Source organism: Pseudoalteromonas sp. SW0106-04 (assembly GCF_001293805.1).
In the GTDB taxonomy this organism is placed as follows: domain Bacteria; phylum Pseudomonadota; class Gammaproteobacteria; order Enterobacterales; family Alteromonadaceae; genus Pseudoalteromonas; species Pseudoalteromonas ruthenica.
The window spans coordinates 174,417-194,414 of record NZ_BCAI01000007.1 but is presented as its reverse complement, the minus strand read 5'-3'; the positions used below and the strand labels follow the sequence as shown (position 1 = coordinate 194,414).

18 protein-coding genes and 1 tRNA gene are annotated in these 19,998 nt (G+C 48.0%); 8 read left to right on the top strand and 11 right to left on the bottom strand.

Annotation, left to right across the window (positions count from 1 at the left end; all coding sequences use genetic code 11):
- On the bottom strand, positions 1–1,756 hold a 1,756-nt coding region (locus W04_RS10235; protein WP_197275956.1), incomplete at its 3' end, for a retention module-containing protein.
- Between the two features lie 229 nt (positions 1,757–1,985).
- Between W04_RS10235 and W04_RS10230 the strand changes: the two genes are divergently transcribed.
- Genes W04_RS10230 through W04_RS10215 form a run of 5 tightly spaced genes read left to right on the top strand, consistent with a single transcriptional unit; the run spans position 1,986 to position 8,125 of the window.
- The gene (locus tag W04_RS10230) at positions 1,986–3,959 is read left to right on the top strand and encodes a TolC family outer membrane protein (RefSeq protein WP_053910749.1); all 1,974 of its coding nucleotides are present in this window, start codon (positions 1,986–1,988) and stop codon (positions 3,957–3,959) included.
- A gap of 23 nt (positions 3,960–3,982) precedes the next feature.
- A complete protein-coding gene (locus tag W04_RS10225; protein ID WP_053910748.1) occupies positions 3,983–6,115 on the top strand; it encodes a type I secretion system permease/ATPase in 2,133 nt (710 codons plus the stop codon).
- Positions 6,112–7,407 carry an HlyD family type I secretion periplasmic adaptor subunit gene (locus W04_RS10220; RefSeq protein ID WP_306341151.1) on the top strand — a complete coding sequence of 432 codons (1,296 nt, stop codon included), beginning with the start codon at positions 6,112–6,114 and terminating at the stop codon, positions 7,405–7,407. The genes W04_RS10225 and W04_RS10220 overlap by 4 nt, the downstream gene beginning before the upstream one ends.
- Positions 7,404–7,535 carry a hypothetical protein gene (locus W04_RS19180; RefSeq protein WP_306341150.1) on the top strand — a complete coding sequence of 44 codons (132 nt, stop codon included), beginning with the start codon at positions 7,404–7,406 and terminating at the stop codon, positions 7,533–7,535. Before W04_RS10220 ends, W04_RS19180 begins: the two co-directional genes overlap by 4 nt.
- Positions 7,536–7,537: 2 nt before the next feature.
- A complete protein-coding gene (locus tag W04_RS10215; protein ID WP_053910747.1) occupies positions 7,538–8,125 on the top strand; it encodes a response regulator transcription factor in 588 nt (195 codons plus the stop codon).
- 5 nt (positions 8,126–8,130) lie between these two features.
- Here the strand turns inward: W04_RS10215 and W04_RS10210 are convergent, their stop codons facing one another.
- The 3 genes from W04_RS10210 to W04_RS10200 form a co-directional block, all read right to left on the bottom strand.
- A complete protein-coding gene (locus W04_RS10210; RefSeq protein ID WP_053910746.1) occupies positions 8,131–10,080 on the bottom strand; it encodes a LapD/MoxY N-terminal periplasmic domain-containing protein in 1,950 nt (649 codons plus the stop codon).
- On the bottom strand, positions 10,077–10,712 hold the full coding sequence (locus W04_RS10205) for a transglutaminase-like cysteine peptidase (RefSeq protein WP_053910756.1): 636 nt from the start codon (positions 10,710–10,712) through the stop codon (positions 10,077–10,079). The genes W04_RS10210 and W04_RS10205 overlap by 4 nt, the downstream gene beginning before the upstream one ends.
- Before the next feature lie 308 nt (positions 10,713–11,020).
- Entirely contained in the window at positions 11,021–11,476 is a 456-nt protein-coding gene (locus tag W04_RS10200; protein WP_045978622.1) for an LPP20 family lipoprotein, read from the bottom strand.
- A gap of 127 nt (positions 11,477–11,603) precedes the next feature.
- Between W04_RS10200 and W04_RS10195 the strand changes: the two genes are divergently transcribed.
- From W04_RS10195 to W04_RS10185, 3 genes are all read left to right on the top strand, one after another.
- Positions 11,604–12,773 (top strand): flagellar assembly protein T N-terminal domain-containing protein, encoded by a 1,170-nt coding sequence (locus W04_RS10195; RefSeq protein ID WP_053910745.1) that lies wholly within the window; start codon positions 11,604–11,606, stop codon positions 12,771–12,773.
- 149 nt (positions 12,774–12,922) lie between these two features.
- Positions 12,923–13,663 carry a glutathione peroxidase gene (locus W04_RS10190; protein ID WP_053910744.1) on the top strand — a complete coding sequence of 247 codons (741 nt, stop codon included), beginning with the start codon at positions 12,923–12,925 and terminating at the stop codon, positions 13,661–13,663.
- Between the two features lie 44 nt (positions 13,664–13,707).
- A complete protein-coding gene (locus tag W04_RS10185) occupies positions 13,708–15,156 on the top strand; it encodes a dihydrolipoyl dehydrogenase (RefSeq protein WP_053910743.1) in 1,449 nt (482 codons plus the stop codon).
- Positions 15,157–15,304: 148 nt separating this feature from the next.
- Here W04_RS10185 and W04_RS10180 read toward each other — a convergent pair.
- From W04_RS10180 to W04_RS10150, 7 genes are all read right to left on the bottom strand, one after another.
- A tRNA-Arg gene (locus W04_RS10180) sits at positions 15,305–15,379 on the bottom strand.
- Positions 15,380–15,445: 66 nt separating this feature from the next.
- The gene (locus tag W04_RS10175) at positions 15,446–16,015 is read right to left on the bottom strand and encodes a FlgO family outer membrane protein (RefSeq protein WP_053910742.1); all 570 of its coding nucleotides are present in this window, start codon (positions 16,013–16,015) and stop codon (positions 15,446–15,448) included.
- 60 nt (positions 16,016–16,075) lie between these two features.
- Positions 16,076–16,801: a FlgO family outer membrane protein gene (locus tag W04_RS10170; protein WP_053910741.1), complete on the bottom strand. Its 726-nt coding sequence runs from the start codon at positions 16,799–16,801 to the stop codon at positions 16,076–16,078.
- A 12-nt stretch (positions 16,802–16,813) separates the two neighbouring features.
- A complete protein-coding gene (locus W04_RS10165; RefSeq protein WP_151172377.1) occupies positions 16,814–17,407 on the bottom strand; it encodes a FlgO family outer membrane protein in 594 nt (197 codons plus the stop codon).
- 79 nt (positions 17,408–17,486) lie between these two features.
- Positions 17,487–18,320, bottom strand: coding sequence for a thymidylate synthase (locus W04_RS10160; RefSeq protein WP_022944080.1), 834 nt, complete (start codon positions 18,318–18,320; stop codon positions 17,487–17,489).
- 4 nt (positions 18,321–18,324) lie between these two features.
- On the bottom strand, positions 18,325–19,140 hold the full coding sequence (gene lgt, locus W04_RS10155; RefSeq protein WP_053910739.1) for a prolipoprotein diacylglyceryl transferase: 816 nt from the start codon (positions 19,138–19,140) through the stop codon (positions 18,325–18,327).
- Positions 19,141–19,152: 12 nt separating this feature from the next.
- Positions 19,153–19,959, bottom strand: a complete 807-nt coding sequence (locus W04_RS10150) for a sulfite exporter TauE/SafE family protein (protein WP_022944082.1) — start codon at positions 19,957–19,959, stop codon at positions 19,153–19,155.
- Between the last annotated feature and the right edge of the window lie 39 nt (positions 19,960–19,998).

Below are 19,998 nucleotides of genomic sequence, written 5' to 3'. Positions count from 1 at the left end.
AAATTAATGGTGTACTGTCACCAGTTGAGATCAATGGTTCAATATCTAAACTTGGAGCAGTGGTATCTATATTGCCTTGCTCGGTATCGCTGGCGCTATTACCTGCCGCATCAGTGACACTTGCCTGTACCTCAAACTCTCCCTCGGCTAGCGCTTGTGGCACCGCCACCTGCCAGCTACCATCAGCCTGGACAGTAGCCGTTAAACTTTGTGCAACTCCCGCCGCATCTGTAACCACTATATTGACGGTGGCGCCGATTTCATCACTGCTGCCACTGATTATTGGGGTGCTATCACTTATAGCTGCTAAAGAGTCAATGACTATACTGGGCGCTTGGCTATCCAATAAACCCGACTCTGAGTCACTGGCCTCTAAACCACCCGCCGCTACAGATGCGGTCACTGAGAATTCGCCTTCGGCCAATGGCTGAGCCACATCAATTTGCCACTGACCGGCAACAGCGGTTGTGGTTATACTCTGCTCATTTCCCAAAGCGTCAACGACAGTGATAGTGATCACACTGCCATCAGGGGCATCCGTGCTGCCCGCTAGACTCGGCGTACTGTCGTTTGTGGTGCCAATCGCAGCGATATCAATAGTTAAACTCTCTAGGTCAGTGTCACCATTAAAGCTGCCCTGGGCCTGCGCCTGGCCAATATTCCCTGCTTCATCCGTACTGCTAGCAACAACACTGAACTCCCCTTGCACCAACGGTTGTGTCACTTGCACTTGCCACGTGCCGTCCTCCCCCACAGTAGCGACCAGTGTTTGGGTAGCGCCTGCTGCATCTGTAATGAGCACATTCACTGCTGCTCCAGCATCTAAATCGCTGCTCCCCGAAATAGCTGGCGTCGGGTCATCTTCACCTATAGGTGTAGCGATAACAATAACGGGGGCTGTGGTGTCAAGCTCCCCTGACGTTGTTCCCACCACAGTGTTTCCCTGAGGATCGGTGGCCGTCACAGTTACTTCGAACGCACCGTCTGCTACCTGGTCAGAAAACACTACCTGCCACTGACCGCCATCATCAATAACTACTGTCTGCTCAACCGAAACACCATCAGCTGTAGTCAATGTCACAGTCGCAGTTTGCCCTGTCATATTGGTGCTGGTGCCACTGACTTGAATGTCTGGGTTATTAGTCAAGCCTATAGGCGTCACCGTAATAACACCGCTCCCATCGCTCGCTGCTTCACCCTCTGGCAATACCCCATCACCGGTGTTCTCAACCGTGACCGCACCTTGATTCTGAGCACTAAAGTCGTCATTTAAGGTCAGTTGCTGACCTGATAGCGTTTCGCTGATACGTGTGAGCTGTACAAAAGAAGTCCCCCCTCCACCAGCGGCGCTTCCACCCGCACCGGCTGCGGTTGCCTCTAAGGCATCAAGGATGTCACCGTCACCTTGCAGTGCATCCAAAAAAGAGGAAATACTGGGGTCTTCGTTAGTTTCAGAAGAAGAGGTCGGCAGTGCATCAAGGCCATTGAGTGCCTCGGCAACACTTTGCTGTGCGACCTGATGCTCATCCAAGCTCAAACCAAATTCAGCTAGCGTGTCTGCCCCTAGAGATACATGCTGATTGGCAGGAATTTCAAAGTCGCTGTGAGTGCCTGAGAGTGTCACTGAGCTTTGTGCTTGGGTCATTATGCGAGCGCCTTGAACGATACTATCACCAACGCTAACAAGCTTTACCTCACCATTGGGCAAACGTACAAATACTTCCCCTACTACCTCTTTTACAATTAACTGGTCCATGGCGGTTTCCTCACTGAATTTGGCCGACAAATAAAGTGTAGAAACTGACAAGCAAAGTGTTATTGGACAGCAGTCCAATTTTGTCGCAAAAAAAACCATACTTTTATACTAAGTCAAACAAATTTTAGAGGTACAAAAAATGATTTTATTGCGCATCGATGAATTCTCGACTAAATCATACAATTGACATGGCAGTACTGGGTTTATTTAACAAAACTGGGAGGTTAGCATGGATCGTGAACAGGCTAACAAGGAGTTCATAGGTCTTAAACCGCTTCTACTGACCGCTATTGCACTGACTACGATGTTTGCAAGCTCGTTATCACAAGCACGCTCTACGGAACCACTTTCTTACGCCGCCAAACAAGCGATTGACACAAATCCGCAGGTAAAACAGCGTTGGCATGAATTTAAAGCGTCAATGCATGGGGTCGATGCTGCATTCTCTGGCTACTTGCCTAAAGTCGACGTCAATGCAAGCACCGGGTACGAGACTCGTAATTACGGCGTTGATGATGACTACGCGCGAAATACCGCCGAGTTGAGCGTAACTCAAATGCTCTATGACGGCTTTCGCACTAGCAACGAAGTGGAGCGGTTTGAGCAAGTCCAGCTAACACGTTACTTTGAACTGCTAGCTCAAGCACAACAAACCAGCTTAGATGCCGCTACCGCTTATCTTGATGTTATTCGCTACAACAAGCTGGTGGAGTTAGCAGAGCAAAACCTTGAACAACACCAAATGGTGTTTCAACAGATTGAGCAAAGCGTCGACGCAGGCGTAGCCAGAGCAGCCGATCTAGAGCAAATCACCGGACGTTTATCGCTGGCCGAGTCTAACGTTATGACCGAGCTTGCCAACTTGCACGATGTCAATGCCCGCTATCTACGGATTGTCGGCGAGCTGCCCCCTAGCAATCTCAACGAGGCGGGGATCAGTGATGACCAGATTCCGTTTTCTATCAACAAAGCGTTAGCGCTAGCATATGAAAACTCTCCGCGCTTTTATGCCACGCTCTATGGTATCAGCGCAGAGCAAGCCTTTGCACAAAGCCAAAAGTCCGGATTTCACCCCAATGTGAACTTATCCGCTCGCTATGGCATGCAAGACAGAGATGAGCTGGGTTTTAACACGACCCGCTCCGAGGGCCGAATTGGCATTGATGTAAGCTACAACCTGTTCAATGGTGGCCTTGATAGTGCCAATCTCGAGCAAGCATACGAACAAGTCAATGTTGCTAAGCAACAACGCGATTTAGCCTGTTTAGAGATACGCCAAGGCGTGCAAATCGCCTACAATAATGTACGCATTTTAGAGCGTAAGCTACCGGCCTTAGCGCAGCACCAGGCCGCCTCAGAGAAGGTCAAGCTGGCTTATAAGGATCAGTTTGATATCGGCGAGCGTACTTTGCTGGACGTGCTTGATGCTGAAAATGAGGCGTTTCAATCCAGCCGAGCCTATATAAATGCCGAGTATGAGCGAATGAATAATGTATTGGCGATGCTAGCAGAGATGGGCGGGTTACTCGAAGCTTTAAGTATTACCAATGAGCAATACCCTACTTTGAGTGAGTTAACTGAGTCGCCGCTTACAGCAGATAGCGAGCACCTTTGCCCCAAAGTCGACGTTGCCAGCCAAATGTCTCGCAAGTCTTTTCTTGCTGAGAAAAATAAGCGCAACAACGCCTATAAAAGTATAAAAATAGACACCACATTACCGGCTGCAGGTCTAAGCAGTAACGCCACCGTTATGAATGCTGATGACGACAGTGATGGCATTGCCAATGATAAAGACCAGTGTCCAGCCACACCATTTGCAACCGAGGTCGACGCCCAAGGCTGCACTAAATATACAGCGGACACGCGCTCGGTGGAAATAGGTATTCCCTTTGCCTTCGATTCTGACGTGGTGATGCCGCAATACTACGCTGAGATTGAACGCCTCGCGACATTCTTAAAGCAGCACCCAGATAAAACCGTTGAAATCCACGGCCACGCGTCACTTGATGGCGAACCTCAGTATAACAAACGGCTGTCAGAGCGCCGCGCTTTTGCTGTTACCGAGATTCTTATCAATAACTTCGGTATTTCTGCACAGCGGGTCACGGCCATGGGCTTTGGTATTGAACAGCCTATCCAGAAAGAAATTTCAGTGCGTGCCAATGCGCTCAATAGGCGAATTGAAGCCAAAATCAACAGCTAACCACCTACCAAAAATGGCGTTTTATGAAAATGGATCATGCTCACGGCGGTGCCTTAGCGGATTGCTTAGCAATAATATGCAATTATCATAATCGCCCCTTCTCTGGCGAGGCGCTTATCGCTGGCCTTCCTCTTGTTGACGATAAGCTCACTCCTTCTGTGCTGTCACGCGCTGCCAAACGGGCTGGCTTTAAGTCGAAGCTCGTACATCGAGACCTTGATGCGGTTAATACCGCTTTACTGCCCGCTATTGTGTTAATGGCAAACAATCAAGCCTGTGTGCTGCTAAGCTTCGATAAGCACAACGAGCAAGTATCTGTGATTTACCCTGAACTTGCAGATACGCCAGTACAACAAAGTATCGGGGAGTTTGAAAAAACCTACAGTGGCGCGGTTATCTACCTTCAGCCTGAATTTGCCTACGATGCCCGCGCGCCTCTGACTAATAAAAATAGCCGCACCGGGTGGTTTTGGCCGATCATCAAAGAATGTCGCTCGCTGTATCGCGATGTGATTATTGCCGCACTATTCATAGGCTTGTTTTCAGTGACCATGCCGCTGTTTGTGATGAACGTATACGACCGCGTTGTTCCAAACCAAGCCGTACATACCTTATGGGTTTTAGGTATTGGCGCTATGTTGGCGCTCAGTGCCGACTTGGTGTTGCGTTTGATGCGCAGTTATTTTCTTGAATTAGCCGCGAGCCGTATCGATGTAAAAGTCTCAGCCACCATTATGGAGCGTGTACTCGGCATGCAACTGAAGAATAAGCCCCAGTCTTCAGGTTCATTTGCCGCAAACCTTCACGCTTTTGAGTCTATCCGTGGGTTCTTTAGCTCTATGACCTTAGTGGCATTAGTCGATTTACCCTTTGTATTAATTTACGTATTAATTATCGCACTGATTGGCTTAGAGTTAATTGTGCCACTGATCATTGGCGCTACAGTCATTTTGCTGTACGCCCTTGCCAGTCACAATCGTCTTGAGCAGCTAAGTGACAACACCATGAAAGTCAGTGCCATGCGCAATTCCGTGCTGGTTGAGAGCTTAAACAACCTCGATGATATCAAAGCCTTTCATGGAGAATGTAAAGTGCAATCAGCGTGGGAGCGAGCGACACTGTACTTGGCGCGTATAAATGCCCAAAGCCGTTTGCTCAGTGCCTCAATTACTAATCTGTCTACCTGGATGCAGCAAGGAGTCGGCATTGGCCTTATCATTGTTGGCGTGTACTTGGTGATTGACGGCGAATTAACGCAAGGCGGATTGATTGCCGCGTATCTGTTGTCTTCTCGCGCCATGGCCCCAATCTCGCAAACAGCCGCTGTGATGGCACAATATCATCACGCTGCTACGGCTATGGATTCGCTTAATGAGATAATGGACAAACCAGTAGAGCGACCAGAGGGCAAACACTGGGTATCTCACCCAGTCCTTAACGGCCACCTCAAGTTAGATCAAGTTAATTTTAGCTATGATGAAAACGCAGTGCCTATTATACGCAACGTGTCACTGCAAATTAATGTCGGTGAGCATGTGGCCCTGGTCGGTAAAAATGGCTCTGGCAAAAGCACCATTGAGAAGCTTCTTATAGGGTTATATAGCCCTAATGCAGGCCATATATTAGTTGATGACATTGATATCGGCCAACTCGACCCGGCTGAGCTACGCCACAATATAGGATACGTTCCCCAAGACGTGAGCTTAATGTACGGTACGTTAAGAGACAACATCACGCTTGGTGCGTGGCATGCCGAAGATGAACAAATAATAGCAGCTGCAGAGAAAGCTGGTCTGATGGAGCTTATCAACGCCCATCCTGACGGCCTTGATTTGCAAGTTGGCGAACAAGGAAAGTTGCTCTCTGGCGGACAACGCCAAGCCGTTGCTCTGGCTCGGGCCCTTATCAATGACCCTCCGGTGTTGCTATTGGACGAGCCCAGTGCCGCCCTAGATCACAGCAGTGAGCAACGGTTAATCCATACCCTAAAACACTACTGCTCCAGCAAAACGCTCGTACTTGTTACCCATCGTTCAGCCCTGTTGGAACTCGTTGATAGAGTGATAGTCATGGATAAGGGTCAAATCATCGCCGATGGAGATAAAGCGACGATCACCTCTCACTTGACGAAAAAATCGGTGAAACGCGCATCATGAAAGAGCAAGAACACCCGCCATCCAGTATTGAGCAAGCGAGTTTTGAGCGCTTAGGCCGAGGCATTCAACGCAGCGCCAAAAAGGGGTTACTCAATCGTCTGTTTAATGGTTTCTTCATGCCTCCCAATCAGCAAGACTGGGTGGCTGATGCGCATTGGCAGCAAATGCAGCAGCAACCACTGGCGGCGCGCGGCCTTCTTTATGCTATCGCCGTGGCGGTTATACTGCTGCTAGTGTGGGCCGCCTACGCACAACTAGATGAAGTGACACGCGGCGAAGGACGAGTGATCCCCTCACAAAAACTGCAAGTTGTGCAATCTTATGACGGAGGCATGGTCGAGCAAATTCTCGTCAAGGAGGGGCAAGTTGTTGAACAAGGGGACCTCCTCGTCAAAGTCGACCCGACTCGGTTTGTCTCCAGCCTGCGTGAAAGCCGCGCCCAATATTTAGGGTTAAGCGCAGAAGTGGCTCGCTTACAAGCGCTCACCGCAAATACTGAATTGGTATTTAGCGATGAACTAAAGCAGCAAGCGCCTAATGCGATTAAGTATGAACAAGCCCAATATCGCAGTAATAAGCAGGAATTGACCCAGCAAATTCGTATTCACCAACGGCAATTAGAACAGCGACGCCAAGACTATAATGAAACAGCCGCAGCCATTGAGCAGTACCGCGCCAGCCTAGCACTAAGCCAACGAGAACTGAGGGTAACACGACCATTACTGCAATCTGGGGCCGTCTCTGAAGTCGACATAATCCGCTTAGAGCGACAGGCTGTGGACTTACAAGGTGAGATAAAGCGCGCCCAAGCAGCATTGAAGCGAACTCAGGCGGCGATTGAAGAAGCGCAAAGTAAAATTGATGAGGTCGAACTGACCATGGTGAACCGCTGGCGCGACCAACTCTCCGACTCGATGCTGCGCCTCGATGCCTTGCGGGAAACACAAACGGGGCTTGCTGATAAGGTTACACAAACAGATATTCGCTCGCCAGTTCGTGGCACTGTGCAACGCCTGTTGGTCAATACTGTGGGCGCGGTGTTACAACCTGGCAGTGACTTGGTGGAGATCATCCCCCTTGATGATCAACTACTTGTGGAAGCCAAAGTCGCGCCACAAGACATTGCCTTTTTACGCCCAGGGCAACCGGCGATGATCAAACTCACAGCCTATGACTTTACTATTTATGGCGGGTTGGAAGCCCAAGTCACTCATATCAGTGCCGATACCGTCACCGATGAGCGCGATAACACCTATTACTTAGTGCAATTAAAAACATCGCGCGGCTCATGAGCGAGCAACTCACGATTATTCCAGGAATGACAACCCAAGTGGATATTATCACCGGGCAAAAAATGGTATTAGACTATTTATTAAAGCCCATTCTTAAAGCTACTTCTCAGGCGATGACGGAGCGTTAGCCATGGATCTGTTTATAACCGAACAAGGGCTCATATCTAGCCATTGGCAGCGCCTAGGTGGGCCAATGGAAGTGCTTTATGCACTGCCCGAGCAAATACCCGATGCGCGTATTGCTTGGGTACTCACTGGCATGCCCGATTGGCAACAGATCATTGGCCAATTACATGCTCGTCATATCGCAATTATTTTGATGACTCGAAATCCCTGTGTCAGTGAATTACAACAAGGGTTTAGCTTAGGTGCGCGCGGCTATGTAGAACTGTTCGCCACTACGGCTGTACTTAAGCAGGCGCGTGACGCGATTGAAAACAATGCTCTGTGGCTTCCTGGCTGCTTGCTAAGCAATCTTATTGGTGCACTTTCCATCGCCGATAAGGCCTGTTCATCTGCTTCTGCGGATTTGAGTAAGCTGAGCGAGCGTGAATGTGAGGTCGCCAAGCTCGTGGCTCAAGGACAAACCAACAAGGCTATCGCGGCACGACTCTATATTTCTGAGCGCACCGTAAAGCAGCATTTAAGCTCGACATTTGCCAAGCTACAAGTCAAAGACCGACTGCAATTAGCGTTGCATGTCAACGGCGCTGGGTAAGGGCATTAATGCCCTTGCTGAATTTGAATACGGGCACTGACCCCCAACTCTTTGAGTAATTCAACAGCAATGTCTTGAGCCAGCTCCTCCACCACGACCATCATTCCCAAAGGGCGCACTTGCGCACAAATATGCCTCACCAACTGCTGAGTTGCCTCATCATTACTGATGTTGTGCACCAAGGTGTTATCAAGCTTTATAATGTCTAACCCCAACTGCTCTAAGCCATCAACTTGGTTCAGTGCTTGACCTGCATCTGTTAAACCTAATTGGCAACCCACTAATTTTGCCTCTCGGCAGAACTCTTTCACTTGTTCAGCCATGTTGATTAAACATGACTCAGAAAACTCCAAGGTTAGGCGCGATGCTAGCTGCCGCTCACTCGATATTAATGCAAGAATACTGGTATAAGCGATTTCATCTTCTAGAGTTACTTCACTGAGTTTGATAGCAAGAGGCTGAGCGTAATGCAGCCATAACTTCTCATTGAAAAATGTTTTCACCGTTTTCCAGTCCAGCTGCGCATCCAATTGTTGTTCACTGAGCAGGCGTTGATAGTAGCGTCGCGAATGGACCTTGTTACCCACTTTCAAATATAAACCGACTTCACTTTGTACGCAGCTATCGTCAAAACTCAGCACGTCTGTGAGCTTTAATTCAAACTGCTCTTTTTCAAGCGCTTGCGTTAAAGATTGTCCAGTCGCCGCCGCTACTTGGTGGTGCTCGGTTGCAGCATCGGCGTACATATCTACGCCGGAAGCGGTCGCCATTGCCAACAACCGTTGACCTTGCTGCAAAGCCTCTTCACCGCTTTGCTTTTGTTCAATATAGGTAATACTGTGCCTCAGCTCTATCAGCCCATTATAGGTATCGCCAAATTCACTGCAGCATTGCGTCAGCATCCTTGAGCTATCCTCTGCGGCCATGACCTCATTGAGTCGAAGAGCAAAGTCACAATGACTAATGCGCCCAAGCTGCCAGTCATGGAGGTTATCTTGCTGAGTTTCTGCATACCTAATCAGTAACTGCGCCAGCTCTTTCTCCAACCTATAAAACTGTTCCGGGTTTAAGCTCCCCCGCAGTTGCTCATAGTTTGCCAAACGCATTAGTATCAACACTTGCTGATCATGACTAACTTGCTTTAACTCTTGCTCCATACGCGACAGGAAGTACCGACCATTGGCCAGCCCTGTTGTTGTATCGTGCTGGGCTAGGTATTGTGCGCGGGCAATACGCTCGTTCCCTTCGCGCAGAATGCCACCAAAGCGCTCGGCCAGATGATTCATCGCCTCTGTCACCTCAGCTAATTCGGCCGTATTGGGAACTGCAAGCTGCTTAAATTGCTTTCTCGAGAACCCTTGGGCTTGAGCGACTACTCGCTCTAAAGGCTTCAGTACCCAACGTAAAATGAGTGAAGCAGCAATACAGCTCAATAACGCAACAATGGCAAAACCACTGGCTAAATTGAGCACATTGTCCCATAAAGCTTCTAGTGCATATCTTTGCTGACTCTGAATATACAAGGTGCCGTATTGTTGCCAACCATTGCTTATTTGTGCAACGCCGGCGTCGACCTCAAAAGCAAACATCTGTGCAAACCAACTAGGTACTGAGGCATGTTCGTGCTGTGTAAGCGAACGCTCAACCACAACTTCACCCTGTGTATCGACTAATTTAATCTGCTGATAGTGGCCGGTATCAAAGGCTGCTGAGACGAAAAGCTCAACGGTCACTGGGTCTTTATTCATCTGACTGAGCGCAAGCGCTAAGGTTGTGGCATTATCGGCGTTTTTCAAATAAAGCTCTTCGGTGAAGCTAGATTTAACATTGTATCCGCTAATGAGTACGCTGCTGATCAACCCACTCAAAGCAATAACCACAATCACCAGCCACAGTTGTACCACCAGAGATATACGGTGCGCCCCATTGGACGCCGTAGATGCTTGCTTTATCACCACCTAACTCCTTGCTGTTCCATTTTCTTTAAAACCGAATGCCAGCGAGATAATCTCGCCCGAGGGTCGGCCACACTGTGGGTTGACGTTGCAGTCCACAGACCTTCACTGTTAAAGCTGAAAACCGGATATAAATCAGTGCGCTTCTCTGCTGGCAAAATAGCACTTGTCAGCGAGTCGAGAATGATGGGTTGGCTACTGGGTGTCGGGTAATAACCCAACACCATATGCGCTTGAAACTCTTGGCTGCGAGGGCCACCTATTTGCGCTTTAACATAGATAAGCCTTAGCTTATTATCAGCGATGCCTAGCATCCTCAATGACGCGTATTTCGCTATGGCGTAGTCTTCACAATCGCCCAGCCCCTGCCCTAAGGTTTCTAATGGCGTTGCCCAATAATCTTGTTGTTTGTAGAGAAGTTGGTCGGTGCGGTAGCGCACTTGCGTGGCAAAAAACTGATTGACCAGTTGCACTTTGCGGGTTTCGGGCTGCGCACTCAAGCTAGCTAGTAATTGCTGCCAGCGCTGCGCCACCAGTAAACGTTGAGTACCGTATTGATTGCGCATAAGCGTTTGAAACAAGTCGCTGTCCATAGTTGCGCCAGCGTGAATGGCACTCATGAGCAAGGTCATGGCTAACACTAAACCTAGCCCCAGCCACCGTATTTTATTTATAATTTTCGCACTGCTCACTACGTCCTAAAAGCCTACATAGTTTCTGCGCACCGCTTAGGACGCAATGGGTTTGATTTATTAAAGCATAGCAGTGATTTTCAGTTCTGCAGCACCCGATGTTAGCCGTAAATGCAGTATAAAGAGGCGCTTAGAATAAGTTTGATATTAAAAATTAAAGCAAAAATGCAGGTGTATAAAGGCAAGAAAAGATAAAACCCAAGCGCACAGGCGTACACTTGGGGCAGTGTTGTATATCAGCAAGCACCTCAGTAGTAAGTGACCTTTTTTACCTTGCGAGGTTTACTCTGAGTAATGTAAAGATCGTGTACTAGCTTCATATCCAGTTCTAATTCAGTCGCATAACTGTCGCCAACAACATAACTGCGTTTAACTCGAGCCCCTCGGATCACCCCTTGAACCCGCGCTTGCAGTACATCATCTCCGGCAATGGCATTGGCAACGGTGGTTTGCCCTTGCATTTGCTGGCCATAAACCTGCTCCGCCAACTCCCGGTAAGCTTCTATCTTTGAAGCTTTCATCGCCATCAGCGATTTTTGCTGGGCGCTTTCACCGGGCTGTGGGGCGATAGGTGCATAACCAATCGCACGTAAAATCGGATAATTGTCGGGCTGCTCTATGGTGTATTCAACGTGCTTATCAAACACGCTGCTGCAACCGAGCATGCTCCATGTGCTTATCAGCAGTATCATCATTCGTAGCATGTTTTGCTCCACACTGATTGTCTCTAAACCTATGCTCAGTAGTATGCACGATAAATGCCACTATTACAGGGGAGTTGGTATGTTCTTTGCTGTCTTTGTTGTAAGAACATTTTTAGGTGGGATAACTATGCGATATTTGGCATCTATGTGCGCACTGATGATTGCACTAATAAGCCCGAGTGTCAGCGCCCAATGGTTGCAAACCACAGGGGTTGCGACTTTAGAGGATGGAGATACTGAAACAGCACGCGCCAACGCGGTCAGCGACGCCATAAAACAGGCGTTATTATATTCAGGGCTGGAGCTATCCAGTGTGCAGACCTTGACTAACGGCGTGCTCACTCAAGATCACCTTTCTTTGCAAGCACATGGTCAAGTACAACAAATGCAGCTGCTCGAAGAGCAACAAAGTGATGGCATGATCAGTGTCACCATGCAAATTGAAGTGTTAGATAACCCACAGCAATGCCCTGAACAAGACTTTGTTAGCCACTTTGCTCTCACACGCACGGCATTGGATAATCCACAGCAAGCTCGTTATGGTCAAATATTTGACGTGGCCCCAGCTTTTACTAAGCAGCTCTACGCAATTATGAGCCAAACGCAACTAGCAATGCTGCCTATTCCTTATTTTAAAGAAGCGGTGGATGTTAGCCCCTTCTTTACACAGCAATTTCAGTATGATGAAAATGTACTGGAATATATTCGCGACAAAAGTAACAGTCAGTACGTGTTACTTTCGCAAATCACCGATATTTCCACTGGCAAGCAATTAAATAATGATTATGCATTTTGGCAGGACGAAAGCTATAACCGCTATTTTAATGTAGAGTTTGCGTTATTCGATGCCTTGAGCTTTGAAAAAATATGGCAAAAAGCCTATCAAACTCAAGGGCCTTGGCAATTTGAAAAAACCGCTCGTATCGATGTAAACAGTGGCACTTTTTGGCAAAGCCAATACGGACGAGCAATTACTGCGCTCAGTGAGAAAGTGATGTTTGACCTTAACAATGAGCTGCGCTGCCTACCCACCCGTGGATTAATTCAGCATATTGATGGTGACCAAGTAGTTGTCAACTTAGGTAAAGCCAACGGCTTAGTGATGGGTCAGCAACTCACTTTGGCGCATAGCAGCAACCTCACCACCTATGCAGGCAAACGTTTGCCACGTCAGGTAACTACCTTACACCGTGTAGAAGTGAATCAGCTTTACCAACACAGTGCCGTTGCCACTAATATTGGTAAACGGCCACTGGCGAATATTCAACTGAATGATTTAGTGTTGCTGAGCCAATAGCTTTGGTTCAGCACTCCCCTACGTAACATTTAAAATCAAGATACGTTCAGCGTTCGATTTTAACAATCAAAGTCATCAATTCTTACTGATATACAAATCAATTCGCTTTTGTCACACTGTACCCAACACATCGAAAGGAGATTATCAGTATGACAACATTAAACAACAGCGAAGGCCAACGAATTCCTCAGGTGACATTTGCAGTGCGTAAAGGCGAGCAATGGCAACAACTTACCTCAGACGATATCTTTTCAGGTAAGACGGTCGTGGTTTTCTCATTGCCCGGTGCGTTTACACCAACCTGCTCGTCAACACACTTACCCCGCTACAACGAGCTTGCAGGTGTACTAAAACAAAATGGCGTAGATGACATTGTCTGCGTCTCGGTAAACGATACATTTGTTATGAATGCGTGGGCTGAGCACCAAGAAGCCGACAATATTACCTTACTCCCTGACGGTAACGGCGAGTTCACTGACGGCATGGGCATGCTGGTTGACAAGAACGACCTAGGTTTTGGTAAACGTAGCTGGCGCTACTCCATGCTCGTAAAAGACGGCGTGGTCGAGAAGATGTTTATCGAGCCACAAAAACCAGGCGACCCTTTTGAGGTGTCGGATGCAGATACTATGCTTGATTATATTAACCCCAAACAAAGTAAGCCTCAGCCGGTAAGCATTATTACAAAGCCGGGATGCCCGTTTTGTACCAAAGCGAAAGCAATGCTTACGCAGCAAGGTCTTGCTTTTGAGGAAATTGTGTTGGGTAGTCAAGCGTCGCTTACCAGCTTAAAAGCAATATCCGGTAGAGATACGGTACCGCAAATATTTATTGGTGGGCAACATATCGGTGGCTCTGATGAGCTTTCCCTTTACTTCACCAACAACTAATTCATTTTAAGGGCCTGCGGGCCCTTTTTTATAAGGACACTGCTATGAATAAAGTGAGCACTGATGTTTTAGTCATTGGCGCAGGCTCAGCCGGCCTAAGTGCTTATCGCAGCGCGAAAGAACATACCAATAAGGTACTCTTGATTGAGGCAGGCCATTACGGGACAACTTGTGCGCGAGTTGGCTGCATGCCCAGCAAACTCTTGATCGCCGCTGCAGAAGCAGCCCACAGTGTGCACACAGCGAACCGTTTCGGTATTAATACCCAAGCCCCTATTATTGATGGTCAGGCAGTGATGCATCGCGTGCGCAGCGAACGTGATCGCTTTGTTGGCTTTGTAATTGATGCAGTCGAAGATATCGACCCGCAAGACCGTCTGATTGGCCACGCACAATTTATTAATGATCATCAAGTTCAAGTCGCTGATCATACGTTAATTGAAGCCAAGCGTGTCGTTATCGCCACCGGCTCCCGACCTAGTTACCCAGAAGCGTTTAACAACTTTGGCGAGCGCTTAATTGTCAACGATGAGGTTTTTGACTGGCAAGACTTACCCGAGTCTGTGGCTGTTTTTGGCCCTGGCGTTATTGGTTTAGAGCTCGGCCAAGCATTGCATCGTTTAGGGGTACGCGTAAAGTTATTCGGCGTTGGCGGAGCAATTGGCCCGCTAAGCGATCCAGTCTTAAAAGATTATGCCGCCACCACCTTCGCTGAAGAGTTTTTCGTAGACGCCGATGCTCAAGTGACAAATATGCGACAAGTCGGCGATAAAGCTCTATTCACTTATACCGACGATCATGGACAACAACACAACGAACAGTTCGACTACGTGCTTGCCGCCACGGGCCGCAAACCCAACGTCGATAAGCTAGCATTGACAAATACATCACTAGAGCTTGATGAGCGAGGAGTCCCCATTGCCGATGAATACACTATGCAATGCGGGGACAGCAACATATTTATTGCCGGAGATGCCAGTAATATGGTGCCGCTGCTACATGAAGCTACGGATCAAGGCACTATCGCAGGGCACAATGCAGGACGCTACCCTGATGTGCGTAATGGCTTACGTCGAGCGCCAATTGCGGCTGTATTTAGCGACCCACAAATTGCGATGGTTGGCGAGTCATATCAGCAAGTAAGTAAACGCTTTGGTGATTGTGGCTGCTATGAAATTGGCGAAGTAAGCTTTGAAAACCAAGGACGCAGCCGCGTTATGTTAAAAAATAAAGGGATGTTAAGAGTTTACGCAGAGCAAGGCAGCGGCCTATTTTTGGGCGCCGAAATGATAGGCCCTGCAGCCGAGCATATCGCTCACTTGCTTGCCTGGGCGGTGCAAAACAAAATGACTGTACCACAAATGTTAGAGATGCCATTTTACCACCCAGTCATAGAGGAAGGCGTGCGCACGGCGCTACGAAACGTTAACGCCAAGCTAAAGTTTGGTCCTGATATTATTAGACACTGTATAGAGTGCGGCCCTGGCGCCTAGTAATACCTGTTTCGGCCTCTGAGTCCACGACTCAGAGGCATGGGTACCTAAGCACGCATCGCAAGACCGTTATCGTATTTATCTGCTAAGTACTGTCTTTAACACGAAAAAAAATTGCTTTTATGGGGATAGGTCGATGTGGATAAACTGGCAGCCCCTGCAGGAATCGAACCTGCAACTACCCCTTAGGAGGGGGTTGTTATATCCATTTAACTAAGAGGCCACTGGCCTCTATTATCAAATAACTTCACCTTAAATAGCAATAGCTTAAAGCACAAACGCTGAGCTATTAACCATGCGGCAATAGGTCGTCTAAGACGAAGTAAGGAATAAACTGGCGGGCGCTGGCTTTAATGACTTGATCCTGACTACTGATCACTCGAGCATTAATCACTACACCATTGGGGCGGTACACCAGTGTACCGGTGAGAACATGGTCTACACCCACCGACTCAGCCAACTCGCTGGCATGACGAGAAAGGGCAAAGTCACCGGATGGTTGAACAGAAATAGCGCGTTTAAGCTTGTGCTCGACCGTTGCAAAACCAAATTGTTGCAGGTCTGTCATTAACCCTTCGGCTAACTGGTTACCAAGGGCGCCAGCGTTATCAAGGCGATGATCAAAGTCAACGAAACTGGTCACTGCAATATGGCTGACATGTTGTGTCGCCATGGTATCACTGAGTTTCAATGCCAATTGTTGAGTGTAATCCCCTAGGTGTTTGTGGTGAGCATTGTTAAACCCTCTATCAACACTGATATACAGAGGGTTTATCTCGACCTTGCTTGGCTCACTTTGAGCCCATGCAGCCATGGCCATGGTTGTTACCATGGCGCCAATAAGAAAACGCTTTATCATTGTTGTTACCCACTTAAGCCATATAGTCGGTTATCGGCGCCAGGGCTAAAAACTTTATAACTAATTCGCTTGGCTGAGCTCCACACCATTATAACTGGCATTACTCAATAACGCGTTTACTACATCGTTGGGGATCAAACCTTGAGAGCTGGCAATGACCATTTTCGAATTGACGCTAACAATCCGCGCATTCACTAAGACTCCGCCTTGGTGTTTCACCAGCGTGCCCGCTAAAACTAAGCGCATCGGATGTTCTTGCTGCAACTCTAAAAAGTCACGGCTATAAGCGAAGTCGCCATCAGGGGTTACACGAATGTAATCAGTGGTCTTGTAATCCACTACAGGTACCCCAAATTCATGCAACTCATGCATAAAGCTCTCTGCCAATTGATTGCCCAATAATGTGCCCTGCTGGTAGTCGGTATCTAAGTAGACGAAGCTTGATACTGCCATAACCTGGTTTTGTGCGCTGGCGTCAATGTTACTCATCATATCTTGCATCAATCCGCGCACATAATGGTTAATGTTTTTCACAGAATGTTTCGCGTAACTTTGGCGGCTGGAATGTACTTTGAGAGGATTGTTAAGGCCTTGATACTGGGCTGTATTACCAGCCACGGATTGCTCTGAGGCGCCAATCACTTTAACCTGCTGATGGGCACTTTCATATTCATCAATGGCTTGGCGCTTCACTTCATCTTCATGCGCGGTCCATTGGTTCATACTGGCACAACCAGCTACAGCTAAGGTCAGCGATAAAAGCCCTGAAATTGCGGGAGTGTTCATAGTCTTTCCTCGTTAATAAGCGCGGCGCTCAATATGGCCATTTTGCATATGTACTTTATCGGCACTAGTTAACACATTATTAGGTAAATAGTCCGTCGCCGCCGCGACCACCTCATTATTACTGATGTTAATCATGCGCACATTGACCACATAAGCATCTTGCTGTGGGGTCATAGTCCCGGTAACAAAAAAGTCGATGCCATGACGGGCTGCTAACTGCCCTACCTCACGGCTCAACATAACATCTCCGCCGTCACGCAAAGCAATGCTATTACGGGTTCGATATTCAACCACAGAGAACCCCATTTGATTGTAGAGGGTGATAAAACTCTCTTGAAGTTGTAGGGCTATCTGGTGTTGCTGAGGTGTCATTTGCTTGAGCGTTAAAGACTGGGGCGGCAAAAAGGTGCCGACTGCGACTTTGGCACCCGGAGCAATGCTTTGCAGCGCCGCTGTCATATTATTGGCAAGACGGACACTATATTGGTGAATAGTATTTTCTTGTACAGGTCGGTATTCACCGACGCGGGGCACAATTTCTATGCGTTGTGAAGGCGCACAAGCCGTCACCAGCGCCGCTAGCAAAATCGTGATTAAGAGTCGCATGACACCCTCATCGAAACACATTTATGAATATTACTTAATGTGCCTGCAATAAAGGTGCCAGCAATAACCTGAGGCTAGATTAAATAGCAACAGGCGCCTTGATATGAGGATGGCACTGGTAATCCACCAGCTCAAAGTCATCAAAGCTAAAAGAAAAGATATCTTTCACTTCAGGGTTAATCTTCATGGTCGGTTTGGCAAACGGTTCACGCCCAAGCTGTTCATCCACCTGCTGTAAGTGGTTCAAGTACAAGTGCGCATCGCCAAAGGTATGGACAAAGTCGCCTAATTCTAAATCGCATACTTGCGCTATCATCATGGTCAGTAATGCATAGCTGGCAATATTAAACGGCACACCTAAGAAAATATCTGCACTACGTTGATATAGCTGACAACTCAGCTTGCCATCAAGCACATAGAATTGGAATAGCGTGTGACACGGCGGCAGTGCTTGCTTGCCCTTAGCGGCATTTTCGCTAGGGCTAAACTGAGTGTCTGGCAACAATGCTGGATTCCAGGCACTCACAATTAACCGTCGTGAATCTGGATTAGTTTTAATTTGCTCGACCACGTCCTTAATCTGGTCAATCACTTCACCATTAGGACCTTCCCAGCTGCGCCATTGTTTGCCATACACTGGGCCCAGCTCACCTTCTGCCGTGGCCCAACCATCCCAAATGCGCACGCCATTATCGTTAAGATAACCAATATTGGTATCGCCCTTAAGAAACCACAACAACTCGTGAATAATCGAGCGCAAATGACACTTCTTGGTGGTCACCAAGGGAAACCCTTCTTGCAAATTAAAGCGCATTTGATAGCCGAATACACTCAGGGTGCCGGTACCGGTCCGGTCTTCTTTTTTGGTGCCATGCTCTTTCACATGGCGCATTAAATCTAAATATTGCTTCATAGTATTAGCTTGGTTGTTGTGAACCGTGTTTCTCTGTGCTGTTGTTATGCTGGTATGCCCAATACATCAGCCCAGCACCCACGATAATCATTGGCAAGGATAAAATTTGCCCCATGGAAATAAAGTCTGCAAACAGGCCTAAATGAGCGTCAGGTTCACGGAAGTACTCAATGGCAAAACGGAATACCCCGTAACCGAGTAAAAACAATCCGGCGACACTGCCTGCTGGGCGTGGCTTGCGTATAAACCACTGCAAAATAAGAAACAGCACGAGGCCTTCAAAAAATGCCTCGTATAATTGTGAAGGGTGTCTTGGCTCAGGCCCGCCAGTAGGAAATACCATAGCCCAAGGCACATCAGATGCGCGCCCCCAAAGCTCGCCATTGATAAAGTTACCAATGCGTCCGGCCAGCAACCCCAGCGGCACCAAAGGCACCACAAAATCACCCACCGCAAGAATAGACTTACCTTTGGCTTTAGCGAACCACACAATCGCCGCGATCACGCCGAGGGTGCCTCCGTGAAAGGACATTCCACCTTGGTCAATACGCAGTAAATACAATGGGTTTTCGAGGAAATAGCTAAACTGATAAAACAGCACATAGCCAATACGCCCGCCGAGGATCACACCGAGCATGCCGTAAAACAGCAGATCGCTTACCTGCTCTTTGCTCCACCCTGAACCAGGTTTCGCCGCTTGCCGGTTTGCCAGCCACAGAGCGAAAGCAAAGCCAATTAAATACATCAAGCCATACCAACGTACAGCGACCGGACCCACTTCAAAAATAATGGGATCGATTTGCGGAAACTCTAAAGCCATAAATTCCAATGCCTAACTAAACACCATTCGCAAAGCGATCACCACCAATAGCACGGCGAAGATTTTCTTAATTTGCGATACTGGTAAAAAATGCGTTGCTCGCGCGCCAAAAGGAGCAGTGAACCAGGAGGTGACAACAATCCCCGCTAAAGCAGGTAAATACACAAAGCCCAAGAAGCCATCGCTTAAACTCTTCACTTGCCACCCGGAGGCAATGTAACCCAAGCAGCCAAACAGCGCAATGGCTATGCCACTGACTGCGGCACAGCCAATGGCCTTTTTCATATCCACAGAAAAATAATTTAAAAGCGGCACCACAAGCGCCCCGCCACCAATACCGATTAACCCGGATATGGCTCCAAGTACCGAGGTACTAGCAGCAACCACAGGACCTTTAGGCATGGCCCGAGTCTTCATCACTCTGCGCGTAGAAACAATCATACGCATTGCAATGAACATCACACAGACAGCAAATATGGTTTTCAATCCTTGTTGAGGTATATAACTCGCCATAAAGCCGCTTATCAGGGCGCCTAGAGAAACGCCCACAAGCACCCAGGGTGCAACTTGCCAGGGGACATTTTGATTACGATGATGCGCCAAAGCAGAAGAGGTGGAGGTAAATAAAATCGAAGCCAAGGAGGTAGCAATGGCAATCACTAACACGTGCTCAACATCCGTGACATGAAAGTGCACCAATAACGCCGAAAGCGCCGGGACAATAAGTAAGCCGCCTCCTATTCCCAGTAATCCAGCTAAAAAGCCTACTACGCTGCCAAGCACTGTGCATAGCAAAAATAGCCATATCAGGTCAGCCATACCGCCCTTCTTATAAACTTTTCTTATAGCGCTAATATA